Below are 14331 nucleotides of genomic sequence, written 5' to 3' on the forward strand. Positions count from 1 at the left end.
GGTCGGTGCCGGCCGGGATGCCGCGCTCGCGCCGCGTGGGGAGACCGCGGCGAATCCGGCGATTCGGCCGCCGGCGCGGGCACAAAAAAAGCCCCGCGTTTGCAGGGCTTACGGTGAAGCTCCTCGGGTAGGACTCGAACCTACAACCCTGCGGTTAACAGCCGCATGCTCTACCATTGAGCTACCGAGGAACCGGATATCCAGATTTTGGGCTCAAAACTGCGTCTGCACACTTCGGCGCCGACCTGGCGGCCTTGAGCGAAAGCGCAATATAGGCCCTTGATCGGGTGGCGTCAAGAATTCCGACCGCCCATAAGGTCAAAAAATGCCTTATTCATCAACAACTGATCGAGTCGACAAACCGCACGTCACTTCGTCACGACGAATCAGGCTCCAACAGCCGAGCCACATCCTGCGCGGCCCCGAACACCCGAATCACCTCCGGCCGGCTACCCACCAAGCGGTACACCACCAGGTACGAGTACACGGGAAAAAAACGAACCGGTTGAACGGTCAGATCCGCTCTCCGATGCCCCACGTACGGATTCTCGGCCAAGAGCCGAAAAACCTCCTCGAACTTGCCGAAAACCCGAGCCGCACCCTCCACGCTCTCCGCGCCGATGTAACTGATGATCTCTTGCAGATCACGCTGGGCATCCGGAGAAACGATAGTCCCCGACATTCTAATCCGATTGCGCCTCTCGCATGGCGTCGAGCTTGGCCCGCAGCTCGGCCATGACGATCTCGCTATCGAGACCTTCCCCGCGGTCGAGCTGATCGAGCCCGACCTGGATCTCGTTTCGGAACGCCTCCAACCGCGCCTCGAACAGCTGCTCCTTCTCCCTCAGCAACCGCAACCCGTCCCGCACCACCTCACTCGCGGACGCATAGTTCCCCGACTCGACCTTCTCCCGGACGAACTGCTCGAACTCTTTCCCGACCGACACGTTCACGGCGCGATCCTCCTGGCGGCGACTCCCGTCTTGTCCGGTGCATGACCAATGTCAAATTTTAGCAATTTTTGACATCAACTTCAACCCCAGGCACCCTACCCCGCCTTCTTCTCCAACATCTCCGCGATCCACACCTTGATCACCGACTGGCGCGTCACGCCGAGGCGATTCGCTTCCTCGTCCAGCGCTTCGACCATCCAGGCCGGGAAGTCGACGTTCACGCGGCGCGGCTCGAGGTTCAGGCGGCGGGCCGAAGCGGTGTCCAGGCAATCGGACACGTCCTCGCCGGCGTCGAACTTCTCGTCCAGGTCACGGGCTTTCATAGAGGGCAACCTCCTCGCGTCGGGAGCGGCGCACCGAGATGATCCGGATGCGCTCTCCGCGGTAGGTCACGATGGCCGACCACATCCGGTCCCGGATGCGACCGATTACGACATGGCGGGGCTCGTCTGCGGTGCGTGCAGGGATCTCGACGACGTCCGGATCTCCCCACAGGGCCTGGGCAGCAACGAAGTCGATCCCGTGCTTGGCCTGGTTGGCGTCGCTTTTCTCAGCATCGAACTCGAATTGCACCCAATACTCCGGAAATTAAATAAAAATTATATCATTAATCAACAATAAAAGGTGCTGCATCCAACCCCTCACTCCCGATCCGCCACCCCTCCTGCGGACCTCCCTACCTCGTACCTCAACCGGTCCCCCAGCGCGATCCGGGCCGCTTCCAGGTCATAGTCCGCCTGCAGTCCGATCCAGAACTTGTCCGTCATCCCGAAGTAGCGGCTCAGGCGCAGGGCCGTATCCGCCGAAATCCGCCGCTTGCCCAGGACGATCTCGTTGATGCGCCGCGGGGGCACCCCGATCTCACGGGCCAGGCGGTTCTGACTGAGCTCCATGGGAACGAGGAACTCCTCCAACAGGATCTCACCCGGGTGGACCGGGGCCAACTTCTCGTCAGTCATGATCATCCTCGGTGGTAGTCGACGATTTCGACGTCGAACGCATCTCCGTCGATCCAACGGAAGCAGATCCGCCACTGGTCGTTGATGCGGATCCTGCACTGCCCCAGCCGGTTGCCAGACAGCTTTTCGAGGCGATTCGCGGGCGGGACAGCCAGATCCGAAAGGAGCCCGGCCCGGTGCAGCATCCTCAGCTTGCGCAGGGCCCGCCTCTGGATGTCGGCTGGAAACCGACGCGATAACCGCAACTCGAAGATCCCCTGCGTTTCCCGACAACAAAACGTGCGGATCATGAGGCCATTCTATAACGCCTCGCGTCATAGCGCAACTTCCAGCCCCCCGAATCCACCGTCATCACCGCTCAAACCCCACCAAAACCCGCCACCCCTCACCCTCGCTCCCGTTCGCCACCCCATGCGCCGCATACACCCGCAGGTTGTTGAACTCGCCCAGCCCCGGCAGATCGAACCGCTTGCCGAACCCGAACCCCACGTCCATGCGCCAGTCGCGCGCGCCCTCGTCCGGGCCCATCACGCCGCCGGGCGCGTCCCACGTCTTCCCCCAGTCCACGAACCCCAGCGGTTGCAGCCCCCAGTTCTTCAACACCGGCACCCGCAGGGCCCGCCACACGTCGATCCCCAGGCGCGCGTCCAGCGACGCGTGCGACCCGGCGTCGCCCGTCAGCTCGCCGCCCCCGTAGCCGCGCAGGGTGCCCCAGTCGCCGAGCCAGGTCTTCCACTGGACGGGCGCCGGGCCGTCGAACTCCCGGTGCGCCCCGCGCAGCACCCAGCGGTTGCCCCAGCGGTCGAGCAGGTCCAGGGTGCCGCCGACGCGCCACTCGCGCAGGTCGGTCGCGCCGCCGCCGCTGCCGGCCGCGCCGGGCCGATGCCAGGTCACGTCGCCCTCGAGCGCCAGGGGCCCCGCGGCCCAGTTCGCCCCCGCGGTCCAGGCCACGTCGTCCAGCGCCGCGGCGCTGCGGTTGCCGTCCGGCCGCAGCCGGCGGCCCAGCACGTTCCACGACGTCTCCTGGTCCCACGCGCGGTGTTCGGCGTACCCGCCGCCCGCGTGCACGGCCAGCCCCCGCGCCAACCGCCAGGTCACGGCGCCCGCGAACGCACGCTCCTCGAAGTAGTGGTTCGGATCGCTGCCGTAGGCGAAGGCCGTGAACGAGCGCGTGTGCCGGCGGCCGTCGCCGGCGAAGAGGGCCGCATCCTGGCCGGCCGCGAGATGCAGGCCCAGGCGCGTGAAGCGCGCGCCGGCGGCCCGGTGGCCGGAGCGGGTCGGGTCGTCCACCGACCAGCGGGCCACCCACAGGGGCAGGTCGAGGCGGACGCCGTACACCGCCCGCTTCTTGGCGAACGCGTAGCCGCCCTCGAGGTCGAGGCGCGGCTTGTGGGGCCCGAGGGCGCTCACGGCGAACCCGGCCCGCGGCACGAACCCCTGCACGCGGTTGTAGCCGGGCCGCCGCAGCGGATCGAGGTCTCCCCGCCAATGCGTCCCTTCCCGCAGGTCGTCCAGGGCGGTCGCCCCGGCCGCGCTCAGCGAGTCGATGCGCGCGGGCGCGAGCGTGATCTCGCCGAGTTCGGCCGGCACCTCGGCCTCCCACGTCGCGTCGAGCCCCGACCAGAAGGCCGCCAGCGAGTCGGCGTTGGCCGCAGGCGTGAGCCAGAAGCCGCCGGCCAGGTCCTCCTCGGTCAGGTCGGCGATCGCGGCGCCCGGCACCGTCTCCGTGGGCGTCACCGGCATGCCGTTGATCACCACGTCCTGCATGCGCACGCGCACCTCGACGCTGTGGGGGATCGGCAGCAACGGCAGCCGGCGCAGCTCGACCCGCATGAACACGTGCGAGGTGAACCAGTAGTCGCCGTACTGCTCGCGGCTGAGCCGGATCACCGGCACGCCCTTCAGGAACATGGGGTAGGGCACGGTGTCGACCAGCCGCGCCTCGAGCTTGCGGATCACCCAGTTGGTGTAGTCGACCCACACCGTGCCCGACGGCAGGGCCTCGAAGCGGCTCCGGGGCCGGAAGGCGATCCGGTAGATGAGGTTGTTGCCCACCAGGAGGCGGTCCTCGATCTCGTAGTGGTAGCGGTGGGCCCCGCCGGGGCTGAAGGGCATGTCGCCGATGACCCGCTCCTGCACGTCGAGGATCTCGACCTGCATCTCGTCGTCGGTCTCGTCCTCGACCAGTTCGCCCTTCTCGTAGCGCCGCTTGCGCTCCCACAGGGTCGCCACCTGGTCGCCCCGTTCGCCGTCCTCGCGGTAGCGCAGGGCATACTCCTCCACGCCGAAGTCGCTGTCCGGACCGGGGTCGTCGCGCAGCACCTGGGTCACCAGCGAGGTGTACTCGACGTCGCGCTTGCGGGCCGCGTCGTACTCCATGCGCCGGCCGATGGCGGCGATGACCTCTTCCACCGTCACCCGCGGCGCCGAGACCAGCACCGTGTCGGCCGAGTCCGGGTCGAAGGCGAAGGTGTCCTCGAAGGCGAGCACGAGGCCCGCGCCGGCCAGCAGCAGGCTGTCCAGCTCGGCCTCGGCGCCCGAGACGCCGCGCCAGCCGAGGCTGTCGGCTTCGGCCGCCGCCGCGGCCTCCGGTGTGCCGGCAGATGCCGCCGTCCCCGCCGCCGCGGCCGTCAGGCCCAGCAGCACGCCCAGCGCCGCGCCGGCGGCGCGCTTCCTCGTCGTGGTGATCATGAGTTCGTCCCCTCGTCGTGAGCGGGGCAGGGGCCGGCGCGCACGCGACGCGCCGGCCCTTGGCCCTCCGCGAAACCCCTGGCCCCGACCCGGTCGTCCGGACGCGGACCCCCAGGTCCATCCCGATGCTGGTGTTCGGGTCCCGTCCGGTCCGGGCGCGGGCCCGTGTCTGGCGACGGGCTCGCGCCGGCGGGGCAAGAACCTGGCCCCACGCAGACGGTTCCGGGCGGCACCGGGTTACGCCACGTCCGGCCCGGCTTTCCGGCCGCCGGGGCGATCGGCTCTCCCCACTTGTCCCCCGGCCACGGGTCAAACCGCGTCGACACGGGTCGCCGTTCCCGTCAACCCCGGAAGCGGGATTCCCCGTTCAAGTTAGCCCGACCGCAGCCGATCTGTTGAACAACGTTTTGCAGCCCGTCCGGCGCGCCCCAGGGGAACGCGTCCGGCTCCGCCATGCGGAACAGCGGATCAGACCGGAAGACCCGATCGGAAGAATCGTGCAGAAGAACCGCGCCGCTCAATCCTTCTTCCTCCTCTTCCTCGGCCTGATCGTCGTGGTCACGGCAATCCCGCCCGCCCTGGCGGCCCTCGGCGTCGACTTCAACTCGCCCATCCAGGGCGGTGCCGGCGGCCACGTCGCCGGCTGGACCCTCGGCCAGATCCAGCTCCGCGCCGACCTGACCGTGCTCGGCTTCGCCGCGCTCATCGCCGTGCTCGGCTTCCTCTACGACAAGGCCATCGCCACCCGCTTCGCGCGCCTACTCGCCCTGACGGTCGTGCTCTGCGGCGTGATCGACGGCCTGCAGTTCGTGTGCGGCGTCGTGCTGCCCGAGGGCAGCGTGACTTTCTTCGACGGCACCCTGACCGCCGTGGTGCTCGGCCGGCTCGGCGGCGCGCTCGTGCTCGCGGTGGGCTGCGCCGTGCTCCGCTGGGGCCACCGGACGAGCCCCCGCGCGGGTGTGATCCAGGTCGCGCTGCCGAGCGCCGCGGTCATGGGCGCCGCGTGGTGGGCCATGGGCGCCTACACCAGTCCCGCCCGCCTGCCCCTGCTCGACCTCAACCTCGCCACCCTGCTGGCCTACGGCCTGGCCGCCGGCTTCCTGCGCGCCGAACTGCGCCACCACCGGCTGCGCTTCTTCGGGCGCGGCGTCCTGGCCATGTTCATCCCCCTGGCCGCGAGCCAGCTGCTGCTCGCCTTCGCCACCCACACCGTCGTCGACGACGCCTACCAGGTGGCCAACCTGCTGCACTGGTTCGCCTGGCTGATCCCCGCCGCCGGCCTGGGCATCGACTACGTGAACTCGTTCTACGCCCGCGACGTGAGCCTGGAGATGCGCTTCCTGCGCGCGGTCATCGACACCGTGCCCCATTTCATCTACGCCCGCGACAGCCGCGGCCGCTACACCATCGTCAACCGGGCCACTGCCGAGTTCCACAACCTGAAGGTGCACGAGATCGAGGGGCGGCACGTCATGGACATCCATCCCGACGTGCAGCAGGCCCGCGAGTGGCTCGCCGAGGACAAGGAGACCCTGCGCAGCGGCGAGGGCTGGATCGCCCGGGGCCTGCCGGCCACCACGCCCGACGGCGAGACCATGTGGATCGACACCATCAAGACCCCCCTGCGCACGCCCCTGGGCATGAACGACCAGGTGCTCGGCATCTCCATCGACGTGACCGAGCAGCGCCGCGCCGACGCCGCCCTGGCCGCCGCCCTCGAGGCCGCCAAGGAGAGCAGCAAGGCCAAGACCGAGTTCCTGGCCAACATGAGCCACGAGATCCGCACCCCCATGAACTGCATCATCGGCCTGACCGACCTGATGATGGACATGGGCGGCGACGCGCGGCAGCACCAGTACCTGGACATGATCCGCATGTCGGGCGCCACGCTGCTGACCCTCATCAACGACATCCTGGACATCTCCAAGATCGAGGCCGGCCAGCTCGAGCTCGACCTCGTCGAGACCGACATCCACGCCTTCATCGAGGAGACGGCGGGCCTGATCGCATTCACCGCCCAGGCCAAGGGGCTGGAGATGGTGTGCCGCCTCGCGCCCGGACTGCCCGAGCGGCTCCGCGTCGACCCGGGCCGGTTGCGCCAGGTCCTGACCAACCTGCTCAACAACGCCACCAAGTTCACCCAGCAGGGCTACGTGTACCTGGACCTCGAGGTCGTGGGCGAGCGGAAGGACGCGGTCGACCTGCGCTTCCGGGTGGTCGACACGGGCATCGGCATCGCGCCGGAGAACCTCCAGCGCATCTTCGAGAAATTCACCCAGGCCGAGGCGGGCACCACGCGGCGCTTCGGCGGCACGGGCCTCGGCCTGTCCATCAGCCAGCACCTGGTGCGGCTCATGGGCGGCGAGATCGCGGCCACCAGCGAGGTCGGCACCGGCACGACCTTCACCTTCACCATTCCCGCCCGGATCGGCGCGGCCGCCGCCGATGTGGTCGGCACCGCGCCCGCCGCCGCGGCGCTCCGCGTGCTCGTGGTGTCCTCCCACGAGCGGGGCGGCGAGGTGCTGGTCGAGCAGATCCGCACGTTCGGCCACGAGGCGCGTCTGGTTGCCGACGCCGGCGAGGTGGGCCCGGCCCTGGCCGATTCCCGCCCCTGGGACCTGGTGCTGGCCGACGAGATCCACTTCGGGTTCGAGCACACGCTGCTGCGCGAGGCCCTGGCGCGCCTGCCGCAGACCGCTCGCCCCCGCGTGCTGATGCTGAACGCCCTGACCCATCTGCCCGATGGCGCCGAGCTGGCCCGCGTCGGCTGCGACGGCTCCCTGAGCCGGCCCGTGCGCCGCGCCGACCTCGCCGCGGTGCTGCGGGGCGAAACGCCGGCCGGCGCCCCGATCCCGCGCGCGCCCGTCGCCCCGACGGCGAACGCCGAGCCGACCGACCTGGAAGCCGACCCGGCCCAGGGCGCGCGCGTGCTCCTGGCCGAGGACAACCCCTTCAACCAGAAGGTCGCCACGGCCATGTTGCGGCGCCTCGGCTACCGGGTCGAGGTGGCCGGCAACGGCGCCGAAGCCGTCGACATGGTGCGCACCGGTGGTTTCGACCTCGTGCTCATGGACTGCCAGATGCCGGTCATGGACGGCTACGAGGCGACGCGCTGCATCCGCGACCTGCCGGCGCCCCTCGGCTCGATCACGATCATCGCCATGACCGCCAACGTGCTCAGCGGCGACCGGCAGGCCTGCTTCGCCGCCGGCATGAACGACTTCCTGCCCAAGCCCATCACCCGCGACGTGCTGCAGCAGGCCCTCGACCGCTGGGACATTCCGGCCACGAAAAAACCGGCCCCCCGGGAGCCGGTCGTGCCGCAGCAGGTCTGAGCCGCAACGCGCGTCAGAGGCCCAGATGGCCCCGCAGCTCCGCGGTGCTCTTCGTGTTCAGGATCCAGCCGCAGATGAGGCCCGCGTCGTGGGCCAGCTGGGCGCCGTGGCGGAAGTCGACAAGCCGCGCGGCCCGGTGGGCGTTCGGGCTGATGACCATGTACACGCCCATCTCCTGGGCCATGCGGCAGCAGGTCCAGTCGATCTCGGGGCAGTTGGGGTTGGCGTCGAGCTCGACGGCCTTGTTGTTGGCCGCGGCCGCCCGCAGCACCTGCTCGATGTCGGCCAGCCCCTCGCACCCCCGCAGCATGTAGTCGCCCATGGGCTTGCCGAGGATCGTGACCTTGGGGTGCCCAGCCGCGGCGACCATGCGGCGCAGCAGCGCCTCGGGCGTGTTGTCGCCGTTGACGGGAAACGAGGCGATGACGAAGTCGAACATGTCGAGGGTGTCGTCGTCGACGGGCAGGGTGCCGTCGGCGTTCACGTCGATCTCGATGCCCTGGAAGACGTCGAAGTCGGCGTGCTTCTCGCGCAGGCGGTTAACCTCCTGGCGCTGCACGCGGGCGGCGTCGAGATCGAGTCCGTCGCGGTGGGTGTCGCTGATGAAGTGGTCCGAGACGCCGAGGTACTCGAGCCCGATCTCCCGCGCCGTCTCGACCATGGAGGCGAGGGAGTGCGCGCCGTCGGTCCAGCGGCTGTGGCTGTGCAGGATGCCCCGGATGTCGCAGGGCCGCACGGGATCATGCCGACAGGGACCGTCCAGGTTCGTCACCTCGCTGAGCGTGTATTTGCCCTTGGCCGCCGGGCGGCCGTCAAAGCTGTCGCTGTCCAAATCCGGCGCCTCGGGGATCGGGTGGTCGGAGCAGGGGATCGACTGTCCCGTCGGTGGGTTCACCGCGGCGTGGGATCCACGTTAGTTCCGGTCCAAAAAGACCGCAACCTCCCCCGGGACCGTCCGGAGGAGGTTGCCAGACGCCGGGCGGACGCCCGGATCGGGCCGACGGACCGGTCTAGAACGCGCCCCACTTCTGCTTGCCGGGCAGCCAGTAGCTGGGCAGCAGGAAGCGGAACATGCGCGCCACGCCGCGGGCCTTCTCCACGGCCTCGTCGCTCTCGTCGGCGAGCTGGTCGAGGCCTTCGTCGAACATGTCGGCGAAGACGGCCTGGGCGGCGGCCTTGCGCTCCTCCTCGGTGTCGAACTGGTCGCGGATGCTGTTCAGCTCGCCGTGATCGAGGAAGAAGCCGGCGCAGTTGGGGCACTCGTCCACCTGCACCTCGCGCTTGACGCTGGCGAAGTGCTTCAGCATGGGCATGCCCTCGCAGCGGGGGCAGAACCGCTTGCCGTCCTCGTGGACCTTGACGTTCGCGCCGCGCGCGACGTGCATCAGGTCCGCGCCCATCGCCTCGTGGGGTTCATCGACCTTCTTCAGCTCGAACCAGTCGAACCACACGCCGCCGCAGCCCCCCTGGCACACGTCGACGGCGATATCCTGCACCTTGACCTCGGTCATGGCGTTTCCGCAAGCGGGACACTTCACGGTTTCCCTCCCGGATGGGTGTGGGCCGCCCCCGGGCGATGGCGCATGGCACCGTTCGGAGCGGGACGGCGGAATTCTCTCCCGGGTTATCGGCCGGAATCCGGGGTTCCTTAGTGCGGTTCGACCGGTTTTCGCCGACCATGTCCCGAGGGGGTTGATACGCCCTGTTCGTTTCCCGGGAGGGAGAGAAATGGACCGCTCCACCGCCATGGCCGGCGCCGCCCGCGACGCCATGCGCCACGTCCTCGATCTGGCGCCCGCCGACCGGGTGCTCGTGGTGACCGACCCCGAATCGGCCGCCTGCGGCGATGCCTTCGCCCGCGGTGCCCGGGAGCACGGCTGCACCGTCCGGCTGCACACCCTCCCGGCCGCGGGACGCCCCCTGACCGCCGTGCCCGACGACCTGCGCGTCCTCCTGCCCGACGCCACGGTGGTGGTCAACACCCTGGTGGGCGACGCCGCCGAGGTGCCCTTCCGGCTCAAGTGGATCCAGCTGATCGAGGGGGCCGGCCGCATCCGGCTCGGCCACAGTCCCGGCATCGACCCCGACATGATGGTCTCGGGCGCCCTCGGCGTGGACTACGCCCGCATGGCCGAACTCGCCCGCGACCTGCGCGCCGGCCTGGCCGACGCCGTGTCCCTCCACCTGAGCGCCCCCGGGGGCACCGACCTGCGTCTCGACCTGACCGGACGACCCTGGACCGACGACCTCAAGGCCACCGTGGACACGGGGGCGAACCTGCCCTGCGGCGAGGTGTACTGCGCCCCCCTTGAGACGGGCGCCGACGGGGTCGTGGTGTGCGACGGGTGCTTCGGCGCCCACGGCACCGTGGCGGCGCCGGTCCGCATCGCCGTGGCCGGCGGGCGCGCCACCGACGTGGCGTGCGCCGACGCCGATCTGGCCCGCGAGGTGACGGCGCTGATGGACACCGATCCCGGAGCCCGCACCATCGCCGAGCTCGGCATCGGGCTGAACCCGGGCGCCCGCCTCACCGAGCGGATGCTCGAGGCGGAGAAGGTGCGGGGGACGGCCCACGTGGCCTTCGGCGACAACGAGGGCATCGGCGGCGGCCGCAGCCGCTCGCGCATGCACGTGGATTACCTGGTGAAGGCGCCCACCATCGTGGTGACCCGCGCCGACGGGTCGACGGTGGAGCTGATGCGGGATGGGCAGACGCCCGGATCCTGACGGCGCCACCGCCTGCGGGCGGCTCGCGACCTACCGCTCGTTGAAGCCCTTGCCGGCGAGGATCCCGGGCACGCACCTGCGGACCCGCGCCTCGCGCGTCTTCGCCTGCTTCGCCCCGGCGACATGCAGGACGTAGGACCGTCGCCGGCCGGGTGTCAACGCGCGGAACGCGGCCCCGAGTCCAGGCACTTCGTCCATCATCCGGGCGAGTTCTTCAGGAAGATCGAGCTCGTCCTTCGCCGGCATCGGCACCACGAGCCCCGCGGCCTCGACGGCGATGGCCTCCTCGACGTAGGCGCGGACGACGGCCGCGTCGATCTGCTCCACCCCCGTGAATTCCAGCCGCCGGGCCGCCTGCGAGTTCGCCCCCTGCCGGCGCAACAGGCCCGCCGCATCGCGCAGCAGGGCGCCCTTGAAGAACATCAGCGCACAGTGGCCCTTGAAGCCCTGGATAATCGCCACGTTGCGGCCGTCGTGCATGAAGCACGGCTTCCCCCACTTGGTCGCTTCCTCCAGCCCGCAGCCGCGGAGCAGGGTCCGCAGCTTCTCCGTTTCGTCGTGCCACCTGCCGGGGCTCGCGGTGCTCATGGCGGTTCTCCGGTCGGTTCGGTTGTCCGGGGCGAACTAGAGTGTCACCACCTTCGCCGCCGCGTGCTGCGCGTCGACGATCTCCTTCATGCCCCCGGCGGTGCCCGCCGCGAGGTCGTCCAGCAGCCCGAAGTGGTTCAGGCAGGTCGTGCAGACGATGAGCGCGACGCCCTTCGCCTCGAGCGAGCGCAGTTCCTCCAGCACCGGCGACCCCGCGCAGGCGAGCTTCACGCCGTCGGCATAGAAGCAGATCGTCCGCGGCAGCCGGCCGGGCCGGTCGTCCAGGTCGTGCATGTTCAGCCAGGTCGCGGCCAGCTTGTGGGCCAGGGCGGGTTCGGCGTTGCCCATGCCGTCGTGGTTGAAGACGACGGTCAGGTCGGCGAAGGCATCGGCGCTCATCATTTCTCCTTCGATGGCGGCGGAAAGGCGTAGGGCACGAAGGCCAGCAGCGTGCCCGGATACTTGTCGGTCATCAGCAGGAAGCCGCGATCGCCCAGCCGGACGATGGCCTCCCAGTTGCGGCACACCCCGTCGGCCGCCGGCTCGAGATAGACCGGCGGCGTTTCGGTGCGCTCGATGTAGTCCCCCCGCACGCAGGTGCGCACCAGGCGCAGCTCGAGCAGGCGCTCGATGCAGCGGTCGAGGTCGTAGCCGCCCGGCGGCGGCGGCTCGGGGTCGTCGGCCGGCCGGAGCTTCTCCCGCTCGGGCGGCCAGAAGTAGTTCACGACCCAGAAACGGCCCTCGTCGTCCACCGCGGTCGCATCGGTGACGCGGTACTCCACCGGGGGCATGGGAATCGTCACCAGGAACTCGAGCTCGGGGCTGAAGACCTTGGCCACCGGATGCGGATTGACGTTGCGCCCATTGGCCTCGCTGATGGTGATGACCTGGCCGTCGGCGACGACGATCGTCTCCTCGGCCACGTTGGGGATGTTCAGCCCCAGGGGGATCGAGGTGAGCTTCGTCATGTCGATGACCACCTCGTCGTTCACCACGTCGTAGCGGCCGCAGGCGAGGTAGCCGGCCATGCCGGTCTCGTCGCCGGCCTCGACCGTCAGGTAGCAGCGGTCGCCGAGCAGCCCCATGGCCTCCAGACCGTCGAAGCCCTTGACGATGCGGCTGAGCCCCGGCGCCAGGCAGTTCACCTGCCGCGCCGTCAGCGGCCGGGCGGCCGGGTCGTCGAGGGCCGCGAGAAGCTGGGTGCGGGTCATCACGAAGAAGCCGAGCTGGCCGGCGCCGGCGAAGAGGGTAGGATCCTGGGGCAGCACGACGAGGGTGTCGCCCTTCCAGGTCATGCCCGAGACCTCGGCGCGGGGATCGGCCAGGGGTCCGGCCAGGTCGAGCAGCACCGGGGCGACCGTCCGCGCGGCGGGCCGCTCGTCGCCGGCGCGCGCCGACGCCGCGGCGCCCGCGAGCAGCAGCAGGACGGCGAGGGCCGTCCGGCTAGTAGAGTTCGTATTTGACCAGCCGCCCATCGAGTCCCCCGTTGCGGAGCGGTTTCTTCCAGGCCGCCTTCAGGCCCACGTGCTTCACCAGTTCGGCGTCGCCCAGGTAGATGATCGCGTCGCTGCCCTTGCACTTCTGCTTGAGGAAGTCGCCGAAGTCCTTCATGAAGGCGGCCATGTCCTCGTCGGCATTGAGCCGGATGCCGTAGGGCGGGTTGCAGATGATCAGCGCGTCCTCCAGCCCGTCGAGATCGCGGAAATCGCTCGTCCGGACCCGCAGCTCGTCGCCGCCGGGAATGCGCGCCACGTTGCGCCGCGTCATCCGCACCGCGGCCGGATCGAGATCGCTGCCCCGGATCAGGCCCTCGCGGACGACCTTGATCTTCTTGTCTTCCTGGGTCTTCACCTTGAACCAGACCCGGCGGTCGAAATCGGGCAGCATCATGAACCCCCACTTCTTGCGCAGGGTTCCGGCGGGAATGTGGCCGGCCTTGAGCCAGCTCTCGGCCAGCAGCGTACCCGAGCCGCACATGGGGTCGTAGACGCGACGGCGTCCGTCCCACGCGGCGAAGTCGACCATGGCCGCGGCGAGGGTCTCCATCATGGGCGCCTCGACGGCGTCCTGGCGGTAGCCGCGGCGGTGCAGGGAGCCGCCTGAGCAGTCGATGCTGATGGTCGCCTTGTCCTCGAGGATGTGCACGCCGATCCACAGGTCCGGATCGTCCGCGTCGACGTTGGGGCGCCGCCCCTTGTAGCGCTTGCGGAACATGTCCGCCACGCAGTCCTTCACCTTCAGCGAGGCGAAGTGGCCGTGGTCGATCTGCGAGCGGTGCACGTTGGCGAAGACGGCGAAGGTCTGGTCCATGCGGAAGACCCGCGTCCAGTCGACCTTCTTGGCGCCGAGGTAGAGCTCCTCAGGCGTGCGGCAGGGGAACTTGAGCAGCGGGGCGAGGATGCGGGTCACCAGGCGGGCGCGGTAGTTGATCCGGTAGAGGTCCTCGAGTTCGGCCCGGAAGGTGATGCCCCGGGTCGAGGTGCGGACGTCGCGCGCGCCGAGCTCCTGCAGCTCCTCGGCGGCCATCGTCTCGAGGCCGCCCGCGACCTGGGCGAAGAACTCGCTGTTCTTCTGGTAGTAGAGCATGTCGTCAGTCGTCCTCGCGCACCATGGTGATGTGGTCGATCCCGCACTCGTCGAAGACCGCGCCTTCGGCCCGGAAGCCGAACGCCGCATAGAAGTCGCGCAGGTAGGTCTGGGCGTGCATGTAGGTGCCGCGGGCGCCCCGGGCCCGGGCCTCGTCCAGCAGCCGCCGCACCACCGCGCGGGCGTAGCCGCGGCCCCGCCACCGGCGCCGCACGGCGATGCGCTCGAGCTTGGCGCGGCCGTCGGGCATCAGGCGCAGCCGGCCGCAGGCCACGGGCTGGCCGTCCGCCTCGCCGAGAAAATGGATCGACTCGGCCTCGAAGGCGTCGATCTCGCCGTCCCAGTCCACGTCCTGCTCCTCGATGAACACGATGCCGCGCACGACCATGACCTTCAGCACGTCCTCGTCGCTGACGGCCTCGCGCAGGCGGAGATCTGCGGGAGCGGGATTCATGATGCCGGGACTTCCTCGCCGGTGTGGTAGATTCCGAT

Annotated in this window: 16 protein-coding genes and 1 tRNA gene; 2 read left to right on the forward strand and 15 right to left on the reverse strand. The window is 69.7% G+C overall.

Annotation, left to right across the window (positions count from 1 at the left end; translation table 11 throughout):
- Positions 1 to 119: 119 nt before the first annotated feature.
- From KDM41_08600 to KDM41_08635, 8 genes are all read right to left on the reverse strand, one after another.
- Positions 120 to 191: transfer RNA gene (locus tag KDM41_08600), tRNA-Asn, on the reverse strand.
- A gap of 185 nt (positions 192 to 376) precedes the next feature.
- Positions 377 to 682 carry a type II toxin-antitoxin system RelE/ParE family toxin gene (locus KDM41_08605; protein MCB1183481.1) on the reverse strand — a complete coding sequence of 102 codons (306 nt, stop codon included), beginning with the start codon at positions 680 to 682 and terminating at the stop codon, positions 377 to 379.
- A 1-nt stretch (position 683) separates the two neighbouring features.
- Positions 684 to 953: a type II toxin-antitoxin system ParD family antitoxin gene (locus KDM41_08610; GenBank protein ID MCB1183482.1), complete on the reverse strand. Its 270-nt coding sequence runs from the start codon at positions 951 to 953 to the stop codon at positions 684 to 686.
- A 95-nt stretch (positions 954 to 1048) separates the two neighbouring features.
- Positions 1049 to 1276 (reverse strand): CopG family transcriptional regulator, encoded by a 228-nt coding sequence (locus KDM41_08615; GenBank protein MCB1183483.1) that lies wholly within the window; start codon positions 1274 to 1276, stop codon positions 1049 to 1051.
- Positions 1263 to 1526 carry a BrnT family toxin gene (locus tag KDM41_08620; protein ID MCB1183484.1) on the reverse strand — a complete coding sequence of 88 codons (264 nt, stop codon included), beginning with the start codon at positions 1524 to 1526 and terminating at the stop codon, positions 1263 to 1265. The genes KDM41_08615 and KDM41_08620 overlap by 14 nt, the downstream gene beginning before the upstream one ends.
- Before the next feature lie 68 nt (positions 1527 to 1594).
- The gene (locus tag KDM41_08625) at positions 1595 to 1912 is read right to left on the reverse strand and encodes a HigA family addiction module antidote protein (GenBank protein ID MCB1183485.1); all 318 of its coding nucleotides are present in this window, start codon (positions 1910 to 1912) and stop codon (positions 1595 to 1597) included.
- A 2-nt stretch (positions 1913 to 1914) separates the two neighbouring features.
- Positions 1915 to 2202 (reverse strand): type II toxin-antitoxin system RelE/ParE family toxin, encoded by a 288-nt coding sequence (locus tag KDM41_08630; protein ID MCB1183486.1) that lies wholly within the window; start codon positions 2200 to 2202, stop codon positions 1915 to 1917.
- A 61-nt stretch (positions 2203 to 2263) separates the two neighbouring features.
- The gene (locus KDM41_08635; GenBank protein ID MCB1183487.1) at positions 2264 to 4603 is read right to left on the reverse strand and encodes a hypothetical protein; all 2340 of its coding nucleotides are present in this window, start codon (positions 4601 to 4603) and stop codon (positions 2264 to 2266) included.
- A gap of 497 nt (positions 4604 to 5100) precedes the next feature.
- Here KDM41_08635 and KDM41_08640 point away from each other — a divergent pair, with 497 nt between their 5' ends.
- Positions 5101 to 7938: a response regulator gene (locus KDM41_08640; protein ID MCB1183488.1), complete on the forward strand. Its 2838-nt coding sequence runs from the start codon at positions 5101 to 5103 to the stop codon at positions 7936 to 7938.
- Positions 7939 to 7951: 13 nt separating this feature from the next.
- Here KDM41_08640 and KDM41_08645 read toward each other — a convergent pair whose 3' ends face one another.
- On the reverse strand, positions 7952 to 8770 hold the full coding sequence (locus tag KDM41_08645) for a hypothetical protein (GenBank protein ID MCB1183489.1): 819 nt from the start codon (positions 8768 to 8770) through the stop codon (positions 7952 to 7954).
- 178 nt (positions 8771 to 8948) lie between these two features.
- Positions 8949 to 9476: a zf-TFIIB domain-containing protein gene (locus KDM41_08650; protein MCB1183490.1), complete on the reverse strand. Its 528-nt coding sequence runs from the start codon at positions 9474 to 9476 to the stop codon at positions 8949 to 8951.
- A 190-nt stretch (positions 9477 to 9666) separates the two neighbouring features.
- Between KDM41_08650 and KDM41_08655 the strand changes: the two genes are divergently transcribed.
- Positions 9667 to 10665 carry an aminopeptidase gene (locus tag KDM41_08655; protein ID MCB1183491.1) on the forward strand — a complete coding sequence of 333 codons (999 nt, stop codon included), beginning with the start codon at positions 9667 to 9669 and terminating at the stop codon, positions 10663 to 10665.
- A gap of 30 nt (positions 10666 to 10695) precedes the next feature.
- On the opposite strand, the gene KDM41_08660 is transcribed toward KDM41_08655, so the two are convergent.
- From KDM41_08660 to KDM41_08680, 5 genes are read right to left on the reverse strand one after another with little or no spacing between them, the layout of a single operon-like run.
- Positions 10696 to 11253 (reverse strand): YdeI/OmpD-associated family protein, encoded by a 558-nt coding sequence (locus KDM41_08660; GenBank protein ID MCB1183492.1) that lies wholly within the window; start codon positions 11251 to 11253, stop codon positions 10696 to 10698.
- 36 nt (positions 11254 to 11289) lie between these two features.
- A complete protein-coding gene (locus KDM41_08665; protein ID MCB1183493.1) occupies positions 11290 to 11655 on the reverse strand; it encodes a DsrE family protein in 366 nt (121 codons plus the stop codon).
- Entirely contained in the window at positions 11652 to 12728 is a 1077-nt protein-coding gene (locus KDM41_08670) for a hypothetical protein (protein ID MCB1183494.1), read from the reverse strand. The genes KDM41_08665 and KDM41_08670 overlap by 4 nt, the downstream gene beginning before the upstream one ends.
- Positions 12697 to 13839, reverse strand: coding sequence for a class I SAM-dependent RNA methyltransferase (locus tag KDM41_08675; GenBank protein MCB1183495.1), 1143 nt, complete (start codon positions 13837 to 13839; stop codon positions 12697 to 12699). Before KDM41_08675 ends, KDM41_08670 begins: the two co-directional genes overlap by 32 nt.
- 4 nt (positions 13840 to 13843) lie before the next feature.
- Positions 13844 to 14293 (reverse strand): GNAT family N-acetyltransferase, encoded by a 450-nt coding sequence (locus KDM41_08680; GenBank protein MCB1183496.1) that lies wholly within the window; start codon positions 14291 to 14293, stop codon positions 13844 to 13846.
- Positions 14294 to 14331 lie beyond the last annotated feature (38 nt).

This window comes from bacterium, from assembly GCA_020440705.1.
Taxonomy (GTDB): domain Bacteria; phylum Krumholzibacteriota; class Krumholzibacteriia; order LZORAL124-64-63; family LZORAL124-64-63; genus JAGRNP01.